Origin of the sequence: Cupriavidus alkaliphilus, assembly GCF_900094595.1 — a bacterium.
GTDB lineage: Bacteria > Pseudomonadota > Gammaproteobacteria > Burkholderiales > Burkholderiaceae > Cupriavidus > Cupriavidus alkaliphilus.
Genome location: NZ_FMAD01000001.1, coordinates 234,488 through 248,889 on the forward strand (window position 1 = coordinate 234,488; position 14,402 = coordinate 248,889).

Here is a 14,402-nt window from a genome sequence, read left to right on the forward strand (position 1 = left end):
GACACTGTAGACATGGAACTGACCAACCGCCTGGATGCCGCCACCATCGCCGCCCGCGTCGCCGCCGGGCGCCTCGATCCCGTCGAGGTGGCCGCGGCGTTCCAGGCCCGCATCGCGGCGCGCAACGACCAGCTCAACGCCGTCTTCGAACAACGCCAGGAACTGGTAGATGCCGACCTGGCGCAATTGCGCGCGCGCCTGGCGCAGGGCGAGCGCCCGCTGCTGGCCGGGGTGCCGGTGATCGTCAAGGACGTGATCTGGAGCCAGGGCCGGCGCGTGACGCAGGGCTCGCAGCTGTACCGCGACTTCATCGCCCCCGCCGACGCGATCGCGGTCGAACGGCTGCGCCGGGCCGGCGCGATCGTGTTCGGCATGGGCAACACCTCGGAGTTCGCCTGCAAGGGCCTGACCACCAACAAGGTTTACGGCCTGACGCGGCATCCGCTCGATGCCACGCTGACCGCGGGCGGCTCGTCGGGCGGCTGCGCGGTGGCGGTGGCCGCCGGCATGGCGCCGCTGGCGCTGGGCACCGATGGCGGCGGCTCCAGCCGGCGTCCGCCCGCGCATGCCGGCGTAGTCGGCTTCAAGCCCTCCTACGGCGCGATTCCCGATGCGGTCGGCTTCGCCCATGCCTTCAACGGCATCCAGGTGATTGCGCCCATCGCCCGCACCGTTGCCGATGCCGAGCTGATGTTCGAGGCGCTGGCCGGCGCCGATCCGCGCGATCCCGATACGCTGGGGTTCTCGCTGGGCGCGGCGCGGCCGCTGCATACGCTGAAGATTGCGGTCAGTCCGCGCCTGGGCCTGGACACGCCGGTCGACGACGATGTCGCGCAGGCCTTCGACCAGGCCGTGGCCCGCTTGCAGGCCGCGGGGCTGAGCATCGAGCGCGCCGACCCGGCGTGGCCGCGGGGTGCCGACGAGGCCGCGCTGATGCCGCTGCAGCACGTCGGCCTGGCCAACCTCTATGGCGATGCCTGGCGCCGCGATCCGGAAGTGTTCGATGCCGATGTCGCGCGCCAGATCGAGCGCGGCCTGGCGTGGACCGGCGCCGAGGTGGCGCGCGCGCGCGAGGCCAGCCGCCAGATCGCGCTGGCGCTGGCCGGCTTTTTTACCCGCTATGACCTGCTGCTGTGCCCGACCACGCCGTGCGTGGCCTGGCGCAACGACCGCCTGGGGCCGGAGCGCATCGGCGGGGTGGCGGTGGAGCCGCGCGCCCACGCGGTGTTCACGCCCTTCTTCAACCATGCGCTGGCGCCGGCGATCTCGGTGCCTTGCGGCAGTGGACGCGATGGGCTGCCGGTGGGGCTGCAGATCGCCGGCCCGCGCGGTGCCGACCGCAACGTGCTGGCCGCCGCAAGGCTGGTCGAGAGCTTGCTGGCGTCTTTCGTCAATCCTGCCTGATCCCTGACATGCGAATCCTTGTTCTGAATCCCAACACCAGCGAAGGCATCACCGCGCGCCTGATGGCCGCGGCCACCGAAGCCGCCGCGCCCGGCACCGAGCTGGTGCCGCTGACCGCCAGCCGCGGCGTGCCGTATATCGCCACCCGCGCCGAGGCGCAGATCGGCGGCGCCATCGCGCTGGAAATGCTGGCCGAGCATCACGGCCAGTTCGACGCGGCGGTCATCGCCGCCTTCGGCGATCCCGGCCTGATGGGCGCGCGCGAGCTGTTCGACCTGCCCGTGGTGGGCATGGCCGAGGCGGCGATGCTGTCGGCGTGCATGCTGGGGCGGCGCTTTGCCATCGTCACTTTTGCGCGCGCGCTGGGTCCCTGGTACGAGGAATGCGTCGACATGCACGGCCTGCGCGGCCGGCTGGCCGGCATCCGCATGCTCGACGGCAGCTTTGCCTCGGTGTCGGACGTGCAGGAAGAGAAGGAAGCCGTGCTGGTTGAGCTGGCGAACCGCGCGGTGGTGGAGGACGAGGCCGACGTGGTGATCCTGGCCGGCGCGCCGCTGGCCGGCCTGGCCGCGCGCGTGCGCGACCGCGTTCCGGTGCCGGTGGTCGACCAGATGGCCGCCGCCGTCAAGCAGGCCGAGGCGCTGGTCGCGTTGCAGCCGCGCAAGGCCACCGCGGGCACGTTCCGCCGCCCGGATGCCAAGCCGACGCTGGGTTTGCCGGCGGCGCTGGCGGCGCGCATAGAGCACCGCTAAGCCGCGCAGCGGCTTGCTTTCACGCTGACGCCGCGGCTCAGACCGCGGCGAACACCGCTTCCAGGTCCACCTTCTCTTCGGCGGGCAACTCCAGCCGCAGCGTGCTTTCGACGTGGCCGAGGTGCTCGCTCATCAGCCGCGCGGCGCGTTCGCCGTCGCCGGCTTCCAGCGCATCGACGATATCGTCGTGCTCGTGATGCGGGCACGACGGCACGCCCGGCGCGTCATACAGCGCGATGATCAGGCAGGTCAGCGAGCACAGCTCGCGCATGTACTTGCCCAGGTACTGGTTGCCCGTCATTTCCGCCAGCTTGCAGTGGAACTCGCCCGACAGCCGGATGATGGCGCGGCGGTCGTTGCTTTCGCGCGCCTGCGCTTCCTGGCGCGTGGTCTCGCGCAGCGCGCGCACGCCCCTGGCGCTGATCGCGCCGGCCAGGTCGCGCACCAGCGCGGGTTCCAGCAGGTGGCGCGAATGCAGCACCTGCCGCGCCTCGGCCACGCTCGGGCTGGAGACGAAGGTGCCGCGGTTGGGATGCACGGTCAGCACGCCCTCGTGCGCCAGCTTGGCAAAGGCCAGCCGCACCTTGGTACGGCTGACGCCGAACACGCCGCCCAGCTTTTCCTCGACCAGTTTCGTGCCCGGCGGCAGGCGGTGCTCCCAGATCGCGGTCAGGATGCGGTCGGCGATTTCCTCGACCGATGCGCCGCGCGCGCCGTCCGCCTCGGTGTCAGGGATACCGTCGGCAGGCTTGGCGGGCGGTTCGGCTTTGGTGCGTGGCATGGCGGTTGTCGCGGTCCGGAGAAAAGACAGTCGGTGCTGTCATTGTATGGCGGTTCAGCGTCAAGTGTATAACACCGACGGTGGACCGGTTGCCGCCTTCGATTGCCGGCTTATTTCGCGCCGAGCTTGTCCAGTGCCGTGCCGGTCACGCGGCAGATGCGCCAGTCGGGCAGCACGTCGGCGCCCATGGCCTGGTAGAAGTCGATCGAGGGCTGGTTCCAGTCCAGCACCGACCATTCGAAGCGGCCGCAGCCACGCTCCACCGCCAGTGCCGCCAGGTGCTTGAGCAAGGCCTTGCCCAGGCCGTGGCCGCGCCAGGCCGGATCGACATACAGGTCTTCCAGGTAGAGACCGGGCTTGGCAAGGAACGTCGAGAAATTATGGAAGAACAGGGCAAAGCCCACCGCCTTGCGGGCCGCATTGCCTTCGCCCTCGGCGTCGACTTCCACCAGCACGGCCTCGGCATGCGGCGTGGCGCCGAACAGCGCCGCCTCGATCTTCTGCGGCGTGGCTTCGACGAGATGCGTCAGCTTTTCGTATTCGGCCAGCGCCAGGATCAGGTTGAACAGGGTTTCGCTGTCGGCCGCGGTGGCGGGGCGCAGCGTGAAGGTGGGCTTGGACATGCGGTTCGGCTTGCGAGTACAGGAACCAGGAATTATCGCCTGTCCGTCACTCGCCATGCCAGCGTGCGTGCGGCCGGATCAGTGCGCAAAGTCCGCGAGCTTGCGCACCTGGTCGACATAATCGGCCGCCAGGCAATCCACCACCAGCCGTTCGGGCGTGCTGCGCAGCCAGGTCAGCTGGCGCTTGCACAGCTGCCGCGTGGCGGCGATGCCGCGCTCGCGCATGGTGGCAAAGTCGGCCTCGCCGTCCAGGTATTCCCACACCTGGCGGTAGCCGACGCAGCGGATCGACGGCAGCCCCGGATGCAGATCGCCACGCGCGCGCAGCCGCTCGACTTCTTCGATAAAGCCATGCGCCAGCATGGCGTCGTAGCGACTGGCGATGCGGGCATGCAGCGCCAGCCGGTCCGAGGGCTCGAGCGCGATCACGCGGTAGCGCTGGTCGGCCGCGCCGGCAAAGGTACGGCCCTCGGCCTGGCGCGCCAGCAGCGCCGACATCGGCTGGCCGGACAACCGGTGGATCTCCAGCGCGCGCTGGATGCGCTGCGCGTCATTGGGGGCGAGCCGGGCCGCGGTGACTGGGTCGACCTCGGCCAGCATCGCATGCAGGGCTGGCCAGCCGCGTTCGGCGGCGAGCTGGTCCAGCTCGGCGCGCAGCGCGGCATCGGCCTGCGGCAGGTCGTTGAGTCCCTGCGTCAGCGCCTTGTAATACAGCATGGTGCCGCCCACGATCAGCGGCACATGACCGCGCGAGCGGATCTGAGCGATCAGCTGCTCGGCGTCGCCGACAAACTGCGCGGCCGAGTAGCTCTCGGCCGGGTCGATGATGTCGATCAGGTGGTGCGGCGCCACGGCCAGTTCGTCGCGCGTCGGCTTGGCGGTGCCGATATCCATCTCGCGGTACACCAGCGCCGAGTCCAGGCTGATGATCTCCACCGGCGCGTCGGCCGCCAGCGCCAGCGCGGCGGCGGTCTTGCCCGACGCGGTGGGGCCGAGCAGGCAGACCACGGGCGGATGCGCGGCGGAATCGTTGGGTACTACGGACATCGGAAAGCCTTGAATCGAAGGGGCAAGCGCGCGGCCTACTGCCCGCGCAGGAACAGCCGGTCGAGCTCGGTCACGGTCAGCTGCACCCAGGTGGGCCGGCCGTGGTTGCATTGGTCGGCGCGCTCGGTCTGCTCCATCTGGCGCAACAGCGCGTTCATTTCCTCGACGGTGAGCTTGCGGTTGGCGCGCACCGCGCTGTGGCAGGCCAGGGTGGCGAGCAGTTCGTTGCGGCGCTCGGCCAGCACGCGCGAGCCGCCGTAGGCGTGCAGGTCGCGCAGCACGTCGCGCGCCAGCGCCTCGGCATCGGCCTGCTGCAGCAGCGCCGGCACCGCGCGCACCGCCAGCGTGGTGGGCGACACCGGCGCGATATCGAAGCCCAGCAGCGTCAGCGTCTCCTGGTGTTCTTCGGCGACGCCGATCTCGACCGGGCTGGCGGGCAGCGTGACCGGGATCAGCAGCGGCTGCACCGCCAGGTCGCGCGCGTCCAGCCCGGCCTTGATCTGCTCGTAGAGGATGCGCTCGTGCGCCGCATGCATGTCGACCAGCACCAGCCCGCGCGCGTTCTGCGCCAGCACGTAGATGCCGTGCAACTGGGCAATGGCATAGCCCAGCGGGTGTTCGTCACCGCCGCCATCGCCGGATGCCGGCGCCGGCGGCAGCCGGTCCAGCAGGCCGGGCGGATCCCCGGCGCGCGCCGCCTGGACCTCGGCGAGCCATGCCGGTGCTTGCGCCGACGCGCCGGCCCAACCGCCGGCAGCCGGTCCGGTCGCGCCGTAGGGGCGTGCCGCCGGGGCCGTGGCTTCGCGCACCATGCCCAGGTAGGCCTGGCGCGGCTGGGCGATGCCCAGCTCGGTCTGCCGTGCCGCGGAATAGTTGATCCATTGGCCCGGGCCGCCAGCGCCAGGCCGCGCCGCAGCCGCTGGCGCCGCGGCGCCCGGCGGCAGCGTGATCTCGCCGTCGGCATCGGTATGCAGGCTGTCGCCGTTGGCGCCGGCCTGGCGTGCCAGGCAGCGCTGCACCGCGTGGTAGACAAACTGGTGCACGGCGCGCGACTCGCGGAAGCGCACTTCGATCTTGGACGGGTGCACGTTGACGTCGACCATCTCCGGCGGCAGGTCCAGGCACAGCACATAGGACGGGAAGCGGTCGCCGTGCAGCACGTCCTGGTAAGCGCTGCGCACCGCATGGTTGAGCAGCTTGTCGCGCACGAAGCGGCCGTTGACAAAGAAGTATTGCTGGTCCGGCCGGCCGCGCGAGGCGGTGGGCAGCCCGGCAAAGCCGTACAGGCTGAGGGTGTCGGCGTGCTCGTCCAGCGCAAGCCGGGCGCGGGCGAAATCGTTGCCCAGCACCTGCGCGGTGCGGGAGGCGACGTCGCCGGCATTCCAGTGCTCCAGCGGCTTGCCGTTGTGATGGACCGAGATGGTCACGTCCGGCCGTGCCAGCGCCACGCGCCGGACCATCTCCAGGCAGTGGCCCAGCTCGGTTTGTTCGGTCTTGAGGAACTTTCTGCGCGCCGGCGTGTTGAAGTAGAGGTGCTGCACGTCGACGGTGGTGCCGACACCCCCGGAAGCGGGCTGCACCGCGCCGGAGTCGGCGCTGACCTGGGTGGCATGGGCATCGGCCGCGGTGCGGCTGGTCAGCGACATCTGCGACACCGAAGCGATCGACGCCAGCGCCTCGCCGCGGAAGCCCAGCGTCAGCACCGATTCGAGTTCGTCGAGGGAGGCGATCTTGCTGGTGGCGTGCCGCATCAGCGCCACCGGCAGTTCGGCGGCGGGAATGCCGCAGCCGTTGTCGGTGATGACGATGCGCCGCACGCCGCCTTCCTCCAGCCGGATGCCCAGCTGCGTGGCGCCGGCATCGAGCGCGTTTTCGAGCAGTTCCTTGACCACGGAGGCCGGGCGTTCCACCACTTCGCCGGCGGCGATCTGGCTGATGAGCTGGTCCGGCAGCGGGCGGATCGGGCGCGGCTGCTGGGTGGTGCGCAAGGCGGTGCTGGAAGGGGCGGCTGGCATCCGGCGATTATACGTGGACGTTCCCCCACGCAGACGGGTTGCCGAGGAGGGGGAAAGGCGCGGCCGCTCTTGTATGATTCAGGCCATGGCGGCATGGATCGGACATCGGCGCCGCATGGAACAAAACCGTCAAACCACCACACGGGGAACGACTTGGATCTCGCTTTGCAGCTGATCGACATGCTGGTGCATGTCGACAAATACCTCGGCACCGTCATCGACCAGTACGGCCACTGGGTCTATGCCATCCTGTTCCTGATCGTTTTTGCCGAGACCGGGCTGGTGGTCCTGCCGTTCCTGCCGGGCGACTCGCTGCTGTTTATCGCCGGCGCCTTCTGCGCGACCGGGGCCATGAACGAATGGGCGCTGATCGGCCTGCTGCTGGTGGCGGCTATCTCGGGCAATACCGTCAACTATTGGGTGGGCAGCTGGATCGGGCCCAAGGTGTTCGACCACCAGTGGCGCTTCCTCGACCAGGATGCGTTGCGCCGGACCCATGACTTCTATGAGCGGCATGGCGGCAAGACCCTGGTGATGGCGCGTTTCGTGCCGATCGTGCGCACCTTCGCGCCGTTCGTGGCCGGGGTGTCGCAAATGACCTTTGCGCGCTTCCAGATGTTCAACGTGATCGGCGCCGTGGCGTGGGTGGTCGGCCTGGTGTTTGCCGGCTACTTCTTCGGCAACCTGCCGTTCATTCGCCAGTACCTGAACCTGATCGTGCTGGCCGGCATCGGCGCGGCCGTGGTGCCGCTGGTGCTGGGCGGGCTGTGGAAGCTGGTGCGCGGCAACCGCCGCCGGCCCACGCGCGTGGAGCGCTGAGCCACGTCAGGTGGAGCCGCCTTAGCTTAGACTGCGGCTCATCATCCGCAGCGCGGGCATGCGCTCGCGGATCTGGCCGATATCGGCGGCGTCGGGGCGGGCCTGGACATAGGCTTCCAGGTCGGCCAGCGCGGGGCGGAAGCACTCCAGGTTGGCATAGGCCAGGCCCCGGTCGCGCACTTCCTCGATCGAACCCGGCAGCAGGATCACCAACCGGTTCTGCACCGCAAGCAGTCGCTGCCAGCGCGATTCCTGCAGATAGATCGCCTTCAGGTTGCGCAGCATGCGCGCGATGATCTCGCGGTGGCTCGCCGGGCGCAGGAACAGGCCCAGCGGCACCTGGCTGGCATCGCTGATGCCCTCGCGCTCCAGGTACGGGTCCAGCATCTCCTGCAGCTGTTCCTTCGACAGGGTCTCGCCGGTGAGCGGGTCCAGTATCACTTCGCCGGCCGGGATCGTCATCCGCAAAAGGAAATGGTTGGGGAACGACACGCCCTTGAGCGGCAGGCCGATCTGCTGGCCCAGCTCCATATGCAGCACCGCGAGCGAGATCGGGATGCCGCGGCGCTGGCGCAGCACCACGTTCAGGTAGGAGTTGTCGGGGTCGTAGTAGTCGTTCGCGTTCGCGCCGAAGCCGAGATCGCGATAGAAGAAATGGTTCAGCAGCCGCAGCCGCTGGATCGCGGGGGTGCCTTCGGCAATTCGCCGCTTCAGGCGCAGCGCCAGCACGTCCAGCGCCGCCAGCTCGCCCTGCAGGTCCAGGTCGGGATAGGCGTCCTGCGCGATCGACAGCGCGGTCTCGGTGAGCGGGATGCCGTTTTCGTCGGCCACGAGGCTGGCGAAATAATCCAGGACTTTGGTGGATGTCATGTCGGTTTCCCGGTGCAGCCCCAGGCACCGCGCGCAGCGTGGGTCACCAATGCCGGGCGGTCAGCCGGCAATGGCAGTTGCCGCTGACCCATCAGCCGGCCCGGCGCCTGAAGGCAGAGTAGCGCAGTCCCATGAGCCACAGTGTACCGAAGTAGACCACCGCTGCAAGTACCAGGCACGAAGCCAGCAGCGCGATGCGCAGCAGCGGCGTCGCGCCCAGGCCGATCCAGTCGAAGTTGCGCGCGAACCAGAGCAGCATGCCTGACAGCAGCAGCACCGAAGCGCTCAGCTGCGCCAGGAACAGCCACCAGCCCGGCGCCGGGCGGTACAGCCCGCGCCGGCGCAGGCCGAAAAACAGCAGCAGCGCGTTGAGCGTGGCGCCCGCGCTGATCGACAGCGCCAGCCCGGCATGGCCGATCCAGGGCACGAACGCCACGTTGCACAACTGCGTGATCACCAGTACCAGCAGCGCGATCTTGACCGGCGTGCGGATATCCTGCCGCGCGTAGAAGCCCGGCGCGAGGATCTTGATCGAAATCAGCCCCATCAGGCCCACGCCATACGAGACCAGCGCCTGGCGCGTCATCTCGACCGCATGGGCGTCGAACTTGCCATAGTTGAACAGCACCGCGGTCAGCGGCGCGCCGAACACGAACAGGCCGACCGCGCACGGCACGGCCAGCAGGAAGGTCAGGCGCAGGCCCCAGTCGAGCAGGCTGGAGTACTCGGCATGGTCGCCAGCCGCGTTGGCCCGGGACAGGCTCGGCAGCAGGATCGTCCCCAGCGCGACGCCCAGCAGCGCGGTGGGAAATTCCATCAGCCGGTCGGCATAGGTCAGGTACGAGACGCTCCCCGCCGCCAGCCGCGAAGCAATATTGGTATTGATGATCTGGCTCACCTGCGCCACCGACACCGCCAGCAGCGCCGGCCCCATCTGGCGCAGGATGCGGCGCACGCCCGGGTCCGACCACGCCGCGCGCAGGTTGAAGCGGATGCGCGGCATCACCCCAAGGCGCCGCAGCGCCGGCACCTGGATCGCCAGCTGCAGCACGCCGCCCACCAGCACGCCCCACGCCTGCGCGTAGATCGGCTGCTCCATGTGCGGGCCGACGAACAGCGCCGCCACGATCAGGCACAGGTTGAGCAGCACCGGCGTAAAGGCCGGCACCGCGAACTTGCGCCAGGTATTGAGGATGCCCGACGCCAGCGCCACCAGCGAGATCAGCCCGATATACGGGAACATCACCCGCGTCATGAACACGGCCGCGGTATAGGTATCGGCCTGCCCGCGGAAACCCGTGGCGACCACCGTCATCACTAGCGGCGCGCCGATCACGCCCAGCAGCGACACGGCCACCAGCACCCAGGTCATCACGGTGGCGACGGCATCGATCAGGGCCCGGGTCGGGGCGTCGCCGCGCTGGGTGTGGTATTCGCCCAGGATCGGCACGAAGGCCTGCGAAAACGCGCCTTCGCCAAAGATGCGGCGCAGCAGGTTGGGAATGCGGAAGGCCACGTTGAACGCGTCGGTCATGTCCGACGCGCCGAAGGCGCGGGCGATCAGGATCTCGCGCACCAGGCCGGTGACGCGCGAGAGCATCGTCAGGCTGCTGATGGTGGCGAGCGCTTTGAGCAGGTTCAAGGTGCGGACGGGTGCGGGACGGGTGGAGCGGTGCCCGGCGGCACCGCGAGCTCCTTGAGACGCGGTCCGGGCCGTAAAGTTGCCGGCGCGCCACGTGGCCCGGCACAATGTGGCGCTTATTATACGGATCGCCCGACGCTCGTCCCCTGCGCCGGCAAAGTCCCTGCAGGCTTGTCATGTGCGTCGGCATCTGTGTATAATTGCCGATTCACAAGGACAGTTGCGTTCCGGATTCGTGTGTCAGTGCATCCCGGGTCGCTCGATATGACTTAATTGTTGTGTCCCCCGCGGCACGCATCTGAATTCAGGATATTTTTTACATGGCAAATTCCGCACAAGCCCGCAAGCGCGCCCGCCAGGCCGTTGCCCAGAACGCTCACAACTCCAGCCTGCGTTCGCGTCTGCGCACCGCCGTCAAGGCCGTCCGCAAGGCCATCGACGCTGGCGACAAGGCCGCTGCCGCCGAGATCTTCAAGAACTCGCAAGCCGTGATCGACAGCATCGCCGACAAGAAGATCGTGCACAAGAACAAGGCTGCACGTCACAAGTCGCGCCTGTCGGCCGCCATCAAGGCCATGGCTGCCTGATAGCTGCCCGGGCCGCTGAGGCGGCCCAGCACGGACGGATGCCCCGGCTTCCGCCAATAAAAAAGCTCGTCATCCGACGAGCTTTTTTGCTTTCCGGCGTCCGGCCGGCGAGCTTATTCGAGCGAGCAGGCTTCGACCAGCTGCAGGTTGTTGTCGCGGGCGAAGTTCAGCACGAAGTCAAGCGCCTTGGGCTCGATGTCGCGCAGGCGCACGTCCACCACCACGCATTTGACGTTGCCGGCAAAGATCGGCCGCACGTACGGCGAGTAGGTCAGGCGCGGGTCGCCGCTGTCGCCTTCGGGGCGGAACTGCGCCATCACGCCGCACAGTCGTTCGGCCCAGTCGCTCGGGCGGAAGGTCTTGCCTTCCTTGGTAATGCCTTGGATAAAGTATTCGCGAACGTTGGGGTTCATGAGGCTGGACACTGCGGGTGAGGCGGATGACTCGACGGTAAGCCCGCTGGACGGGGCGCCCGTTTGACGCGGCCGGGACGCGATTGGTTCGCGCTGGTTCCAGCCGGAAGGCGGGGCGTCGGTGTCCTGCAGGGGCACTTTTGATGCCGGCGGCGGGCACTGGCATGGGTATGCCGGGCCCCGCGTGAATCAGCCAGTATTATATCTTATATAAGAGTTGCGCATAAGGGCGAAATCCTGTCAGGAAGCTGTCAGCGCAACGGCGCGGCAGGCCGCGGCCGGGTTGATGCGGGCTCGCCAAAGCAGAAATAATCCCTTATGATCCTTGCAGTTAAATTGCGTATGCGACGCGAAAGGCGGCTCCGCGACGCGCTTCGATCCTGAACAGTTTGCAAGAACAGTTCGTGACGGCGTGTCCCCACCGAGCCGCCTTCTTTGTTTTATGAGCTCAACCCCGATCAAGCATTACCTCCAGTTCAGCGACTTCACTCCCGACGAGTACGAGTACCTGCTGGACCGCGCGCGGATCCTGAAGGCCAAGTTCAAGAACTACGAGACCTGGCATCCGCTGCATGACCGCACGCTGGCCATGATCTTCGAGAAGAATTCCACGCGTACGCGCCTGTCGTTCGAAGCCGGCATCCACCAGCTCGGCGGCCATGCGGTCTTCCTGAACACGCGCGACTCGCAGCTGGGCCGCGGCGAGCCGATCGAGGATGCGGCGCAGGTGATTTCGCGCATGGTCGATATCATCATGATCCGCACCTTCGGCCAGGACATCATCGATCGCTTCGCCGCGCATTCGCGCGTGCCGGTGATCAACGGCCTGACCAACGAATACCACCCGTGCCAGGTGCTGGCCGACGTCTTCACCTATATCGAGCAGCGCGGCAGCATCCGCGGCAAGACGGTGGCGTGGATCGGCGACGCCAACAACATGGCGTACACCTGGATCCAGGCCGCCGAGCGCCTCGGTTTCACCTTCCACTTCTCGGCACCGCCGGGCTACCAGCTGGACCCGGCCATGGTGCCGGCTTCCGCCTCCGCTCTGGTCAAGGTTTTCGACGACCCGCTCGCGGCCTGCCAGGGCGCCAGCCTGGTCACCACCGACGTGTGGACCAGCATGGGCTTCGAGGCCGAGAACGACGCCCGCAAGCGCGCCTTCAAGGACTGGATGGTCACCACCGCGATGATGGACCGCGCCGCGCCCGACGCGCTTTTCATGCATTGCCTGCCGGCGCACCGCGGCGAGGAAGTCGAGGCCGCCGTGATCGACGGCCCCAAGAGCGTGGTCTGGGAAGAGGCGGAAAACCGCCTGCACGTGCAGAAGGCGCTGATGGAATACCTGCTCTGCGGCCGCTACTGAGCGCGCGCGGGGTGAACAGGAGAGGGGCCGTTGCGGCCCCTCTTTTTACGTCTTTCGCAAGACACCCAAGGAGATGGAAGTGAGCCAGTTCGACAACGTATCGGTCGTCAAGAAAGCCAACCTGTATTTCGACGGCAAGTGCGTGAGCCACACCGTGCTGTTCCCGGACGGCACCCGCAAGACGCTGGGCGTGATTTTCCCGGCATCGCTCACCTTCAACACCGGCGCGCCCGAAATCATGGAAATCAACGCCGGCAGCTGCCGCGTGCGCCTGGCCGGGTCGGAAGCCTGGCAGACCTACGGCGCCGGCCAGCAGTTCAGCGTGCCGGGCAACAGCAGCTTCGACATCGAGGTGCTGGAGACGCTGGACTACGTCTGCCACTTCGAGTGACAGTCGCGGCGGGTCAGCGCGGCTGGCCCGTCAGCTTTACAGCACCACCGGCTCGGGCTCGATGCGCACGCCGTAGCGGGCCTGCACGGTATCGGCAATGCGGTTGGCCAGTGCCAGCAGCATCGCGCCGGTGCCGCCGCCGTGGTGCACCAGCACCAGGGCCTGCTTGCCATAGACGCCCACCGGGCCGTCGCTCAGGCCTTTGAAGCCGCAGCGGTCGATCAGCCAGCCGGCCGCCAGCTTGTACGAGCCGTCGGGCTGCACATAGCTGACCAGGTCCGGATGCGCCTGCAGCAAGGCATCGCGCTGCGCGGCGCTGACCAGTGGATTCTTGAAGAAGCTGCCGGCATTGCCCAGCTGCGCGGGGTCGGGCAGCTTGCGCGAGCGGATCGCGACCACGGCGTCGCGGATGGCGGCCGCGTCCGGCGCGGCCTGGCCGTCCAGTTCGCGTGCCAGTTCGCCGTACGACAGCACCGGCTGCCATCCCTTCGGCAGGCGCAGCGTGACCGCGGTAATGATGTAGCGCCCGGCGCCGGCGCGCTTGAACAGGCTGTCGCGGTAGCCGAACTCGCATGCTTGCAGGTCCAGCCAGACGAAGGTGCCGGTGTGCCGGTCATAGGCCCGCACGCCGGCGCAGCGCTCGCGCAGCTCCACCCCGTAGGCGCCGATGTTCTGGATCGGCGCGGCGCCGGCGGTGCCTGGGATCAGCGCCAGGTTTTCCAGCCCCGGCATGCCGTCGGCGATGGTGCGGTTGACCAGCGCGTTCCAGTTTTCGCCCGCGCCCGTGGTGACCAGCCAGGCATCGCCGCCTTCGCTGGTGGCTTCGACCTGGTAGCCGGGGATTTCCATCAGCAGCACCAGCGCGTCGAGATCGCCGGTCAGCACGACATTGCTGCCGCCACCGAGCACCACCAGGGGCAGGCCTTCAGCGCGCGGGTCGGCAAGGGCCGTGACCAGGTCGGTCTCGCTGCGCACCTGCACCGCAAAGCGTGCGCGCGCATCGAATCCGAATGTATTGTGGCGACGCAGGGGATAGAATTCGTGGAAATCTGCCATGCAAGGGAAAGGTGACGCGGCCGCCGCTGGTGTGCGCGACCCGGAACTGCGAGGTAGGCTGGATTATACGGAAGGCGCCGTGCGCGGCCGGCTTCCGGGCATACGGATCACAAGGAGAATGCAATGCCGTCGTTTGACGTAGTGTGCGAAGCGAACATGGTCGAGGTGAAGAACGCCGTCGAGCAGGCCAACAAGGAAATCTCGACGCGCTTCGATTTCAAGGGCTCCGACGCCCGGGTCGAGCACAAGGAAAACGAACTGACCGCCTTTGCCGACGATGATTTCAAGCTGGACCAGGTCAAGGACGTGCTGATCAGCAAGATGGCCAAGCGCAACGTCGATGTGCGCTTCCTGGATTACGGCAAGACCGAGAAAATCAGCGGCGACAAGGTCAAGCAGGTAATCACCATCAAGAAGGGCGTGACCGGCGACCTGTCCAAGAAGATCGTGCGCATGATCAAGGACAGCAAGCTCAAGGTGCAGGCCAGTATCCAGGGCGACACGGTGCGCGTGTCGGGCACCAAGCGCGACGACCTGCAGAACGTGATCGCCATGCTGCGCAAGGATGTGTCCGAGGCACCGCTGGACTTCAATAACTTCCGCGACTGAGCGGCACCCGCGCCGGCTCCCTTGCCG

The 14,402-nt window shown here is 67.9% G+C and carries 15 protein-coding genes; 7 read left to right on the forward strand and 8 right to left on the reverse strand.

Translation table 11 applies throughout. The features are described 5' to 3' along the window. The first annotated feature begins 12 nt into the window (after positions 1-12). Both GA0116996_RS01090 and GA0116996_RS01095 read left to right on the forward strand, forming a co-directional pair. Positions 13-1,404, forward strand: coding sequence for an amidase (locus GA0116996_RS01090; protein WP_092306512.1), 1,392 nt, complete (start codon positions 13-15; stop codon positions 1,402-1,404). Positions 1,405-1,412: 8 nt separating this feature from the next. After that, complete coding sequence (locus GA0116996_RS01095; protein ID WP_092306514.1) at positions 1,413-2,156, forward strand: aspartate/glutamate racemase family protein; 744 nt, start codon at positions 1,413-1,415, stop codon at positions 2,154-2,156. A gap of 37 nt (positions 2,157-2,193) precedes the next feature. On the opposite strand, the gene GA0116996_RS01100 is transcribed toward GA0116996_RS01095, so the two are convergent. The 4 genes from GA0116996_RS01100 to mutL all read right to left on the reverse strand — a co-directional run bounded on the left by GA0116996_RS01100 (position 2,194) and on the right by mutL (position 6,622). Continuing rightward, positions 2,194-2,937 carry a GntR family transcriptional regulator gene (locus GA0116996_RS01100; RefSeq protein ID WP_092306516.1) on the reverse strand — a complete coding sequence of 248 codons (744 nt, stop codon included), beginning with the start codon at positions 2,935-2,937 and terminating at the stop codon, positions 2,194-2,196. Between the two features lie 110 nt (positions 2,938-3,047). After that, a complete protein-coding gene (locus GA0116996_RS01105) occupies positions 3,048-3,560 on the reverse strand; it encodes a GNAT family N-acetyltransferase (RefSeq protein WP_092306518.1) in 513 nt (170 codons plus the stop codon). 78 nt (positions 3,561-3,638) lie between these two features. Beyond that, positions 3,639-4,607 (reverse strand): tRNA (adenosine(37)-N6)-dimethylallyltransferase MiaA, encoded by a 969-nt coding sequence (miaA, locus tag GA0116996_RS01110; RefSeq protein ID WP_092306520.1) that lies wholly within the window; start codon positions 4,605-4,607, stop codon positions 3,639-3,641. A 35-nt stretch (positions 4,608-4,642) separates the two neighbouring features. Continuing rightward, the gene (mutL, locus tag GA0116996_RS01115; RefSeq protein WP_092306522.1) at positions 4,643-6,622 is read right to left on the reverse strand and encodes a DNA mismatch repair endonuclease MutL; all 1,980 of its coding nucleotides are present in this window, start codon (positions 6,620-6,622) and stop codon (positions 4,643-4,645) included. Between the two features lie 165 nt (positions 6,623-6,787). Here mutL and GA0116996_RS01120 point away from each other — a divergent pair, with 165 nt between their 5' ends. Then, positions 6,788-7,441, forward strand: coding sequence for a VTT domain-containing protein (locus tag GA0116996_RS01120; protein WP_092306524.1), 654 nt, complete (start codon positions 6,788-6,790; stop codon positions 7,439-7,441). Positions 7,442-7,462: 21 nt separating this feature from the next. On the opposite strand, the gene GA0116996_RS01125 is transcribed toward GA0116996_RS01120, so the two are convergent. Next, positions 7,463-8,311: a SirB1 family protein gene (locus GA0116996_RS01125; protein WP_092306526.1), complete on the reverse strand. Its 849-nt coding sequence runs from the start codon at positions 8,309-8,311 to the stop codon at positions 7,463-7,465. 91 nt (positions 8,312-8,402) lie between these two features. After that, a complete protein-coding gene (gene murJ, locus GA0116996_RS01130; protein ID WP_092306528.1) occupies positions 8,403-9,953 on the reverse strand; it encodes a murein biosynthesis integral membrane protein MurJ in 1,551 nt (516 codons plus the stop codon). Positions 9,954-10,273: 320 nt separating this feature from the next. Between murJ and rpsT the strand changes: the two genes are divergently transcribed. Next, complete coding sequence (gene rpsT / locus GA0116996_RS01135) at positions 10,274-10,540, forward strand: 30S ribosomal protein S20 (RefSeq protein ID WP_006579059.1); 267 nt, start codon at positions 10,274-10,276, stop codon at positions 10,538-10,540. Between the two features lie 113 nt (positions 10,541-10,653). On the opposite strand, the gene GA0116996_RS01140 is transcribed toward rpsT, so the two are convergent. Beyond that, positions 10,654-10,953: a DUF3579 domain-containing protein gene (locus tag GA0116996_RS01140; protein WP_012353767.1), complete on the reverse strand. Its 300-nt coding sequence runs from the start codon at positions 10,951-10,953 to the stop codon at positions 10,654-10,656. Between the two features lie 442 nt (positions 10,954-11,395). Between GA0116996_RS01140 and argF the strand changes: the two genes are divergently transcribed. Together argF and ppnP are read left to right on the forward strand one after the other, a co-directional pair. Beyond that, the gene (gene argF, locus GA0116996_RS01145) at positions 11,396-12,319 is read left to right on the forward strand and encodes an ornithine carbamoyltransferase (RefSeq protein ID WP_092306530.1); all 924 of its coding nucleotides are present in this window, start codon (positions 11,396-11,398) and stop codon (positions 12,317-12,319) included. Between the two features lie 79 nt (positions 12,320-12,398). Continuing rightward, positions 12,399-12,710 carry a pyrimidine/purine nucleoside phosphorylase gene (ppnP, locus tag GA0116996_RS01150; RefSeq protein ID WP_092306532.1) on the forward strand — a complete coding sequence of 104 codons (312 nt, stop codon included), beginning with the start codon at positions 12,399-12,401 and terminating at the stop codon, positions 12,708-12,710. A 36-nt stretch (positions 12,711-12,746) separates the two neighbouring features. Here the strand turns inward: ppnP and murB are convergent, their stop codons facing one another. Further along, positions 12,747-13,766 (reverse strand): UDP-N-acetylmuramate dehydrogenase, encoded by a 1,020-nt coding sequence (murB, locus tag GA0116996_RS01155; RefSeq protein ID WP_092306534.1) that lies wholly within the window; start codon positions 13,764-13,766, stop codon positions 12,747-12,749. A 123-nt stretch (positions 13,767-13,889) separates the two neighbouring features. On the opposite strand from murB, the gene GA0116996_RS01160 reads away from it, so the two are divergent. After that, on the forward strand, positions 13,890-14,375 hold the full coding sequence (locus GA0116996_RS01160; protein WP_092306535.1) for a YajQ family cyclic di-GMP-binding protein: 486 nt from the start codon (positions 13,890-13,892) through the stop codon (positions 14,373-14,375). Positions 14,376-14,402 lie beyond the last annotated feature (27 nt).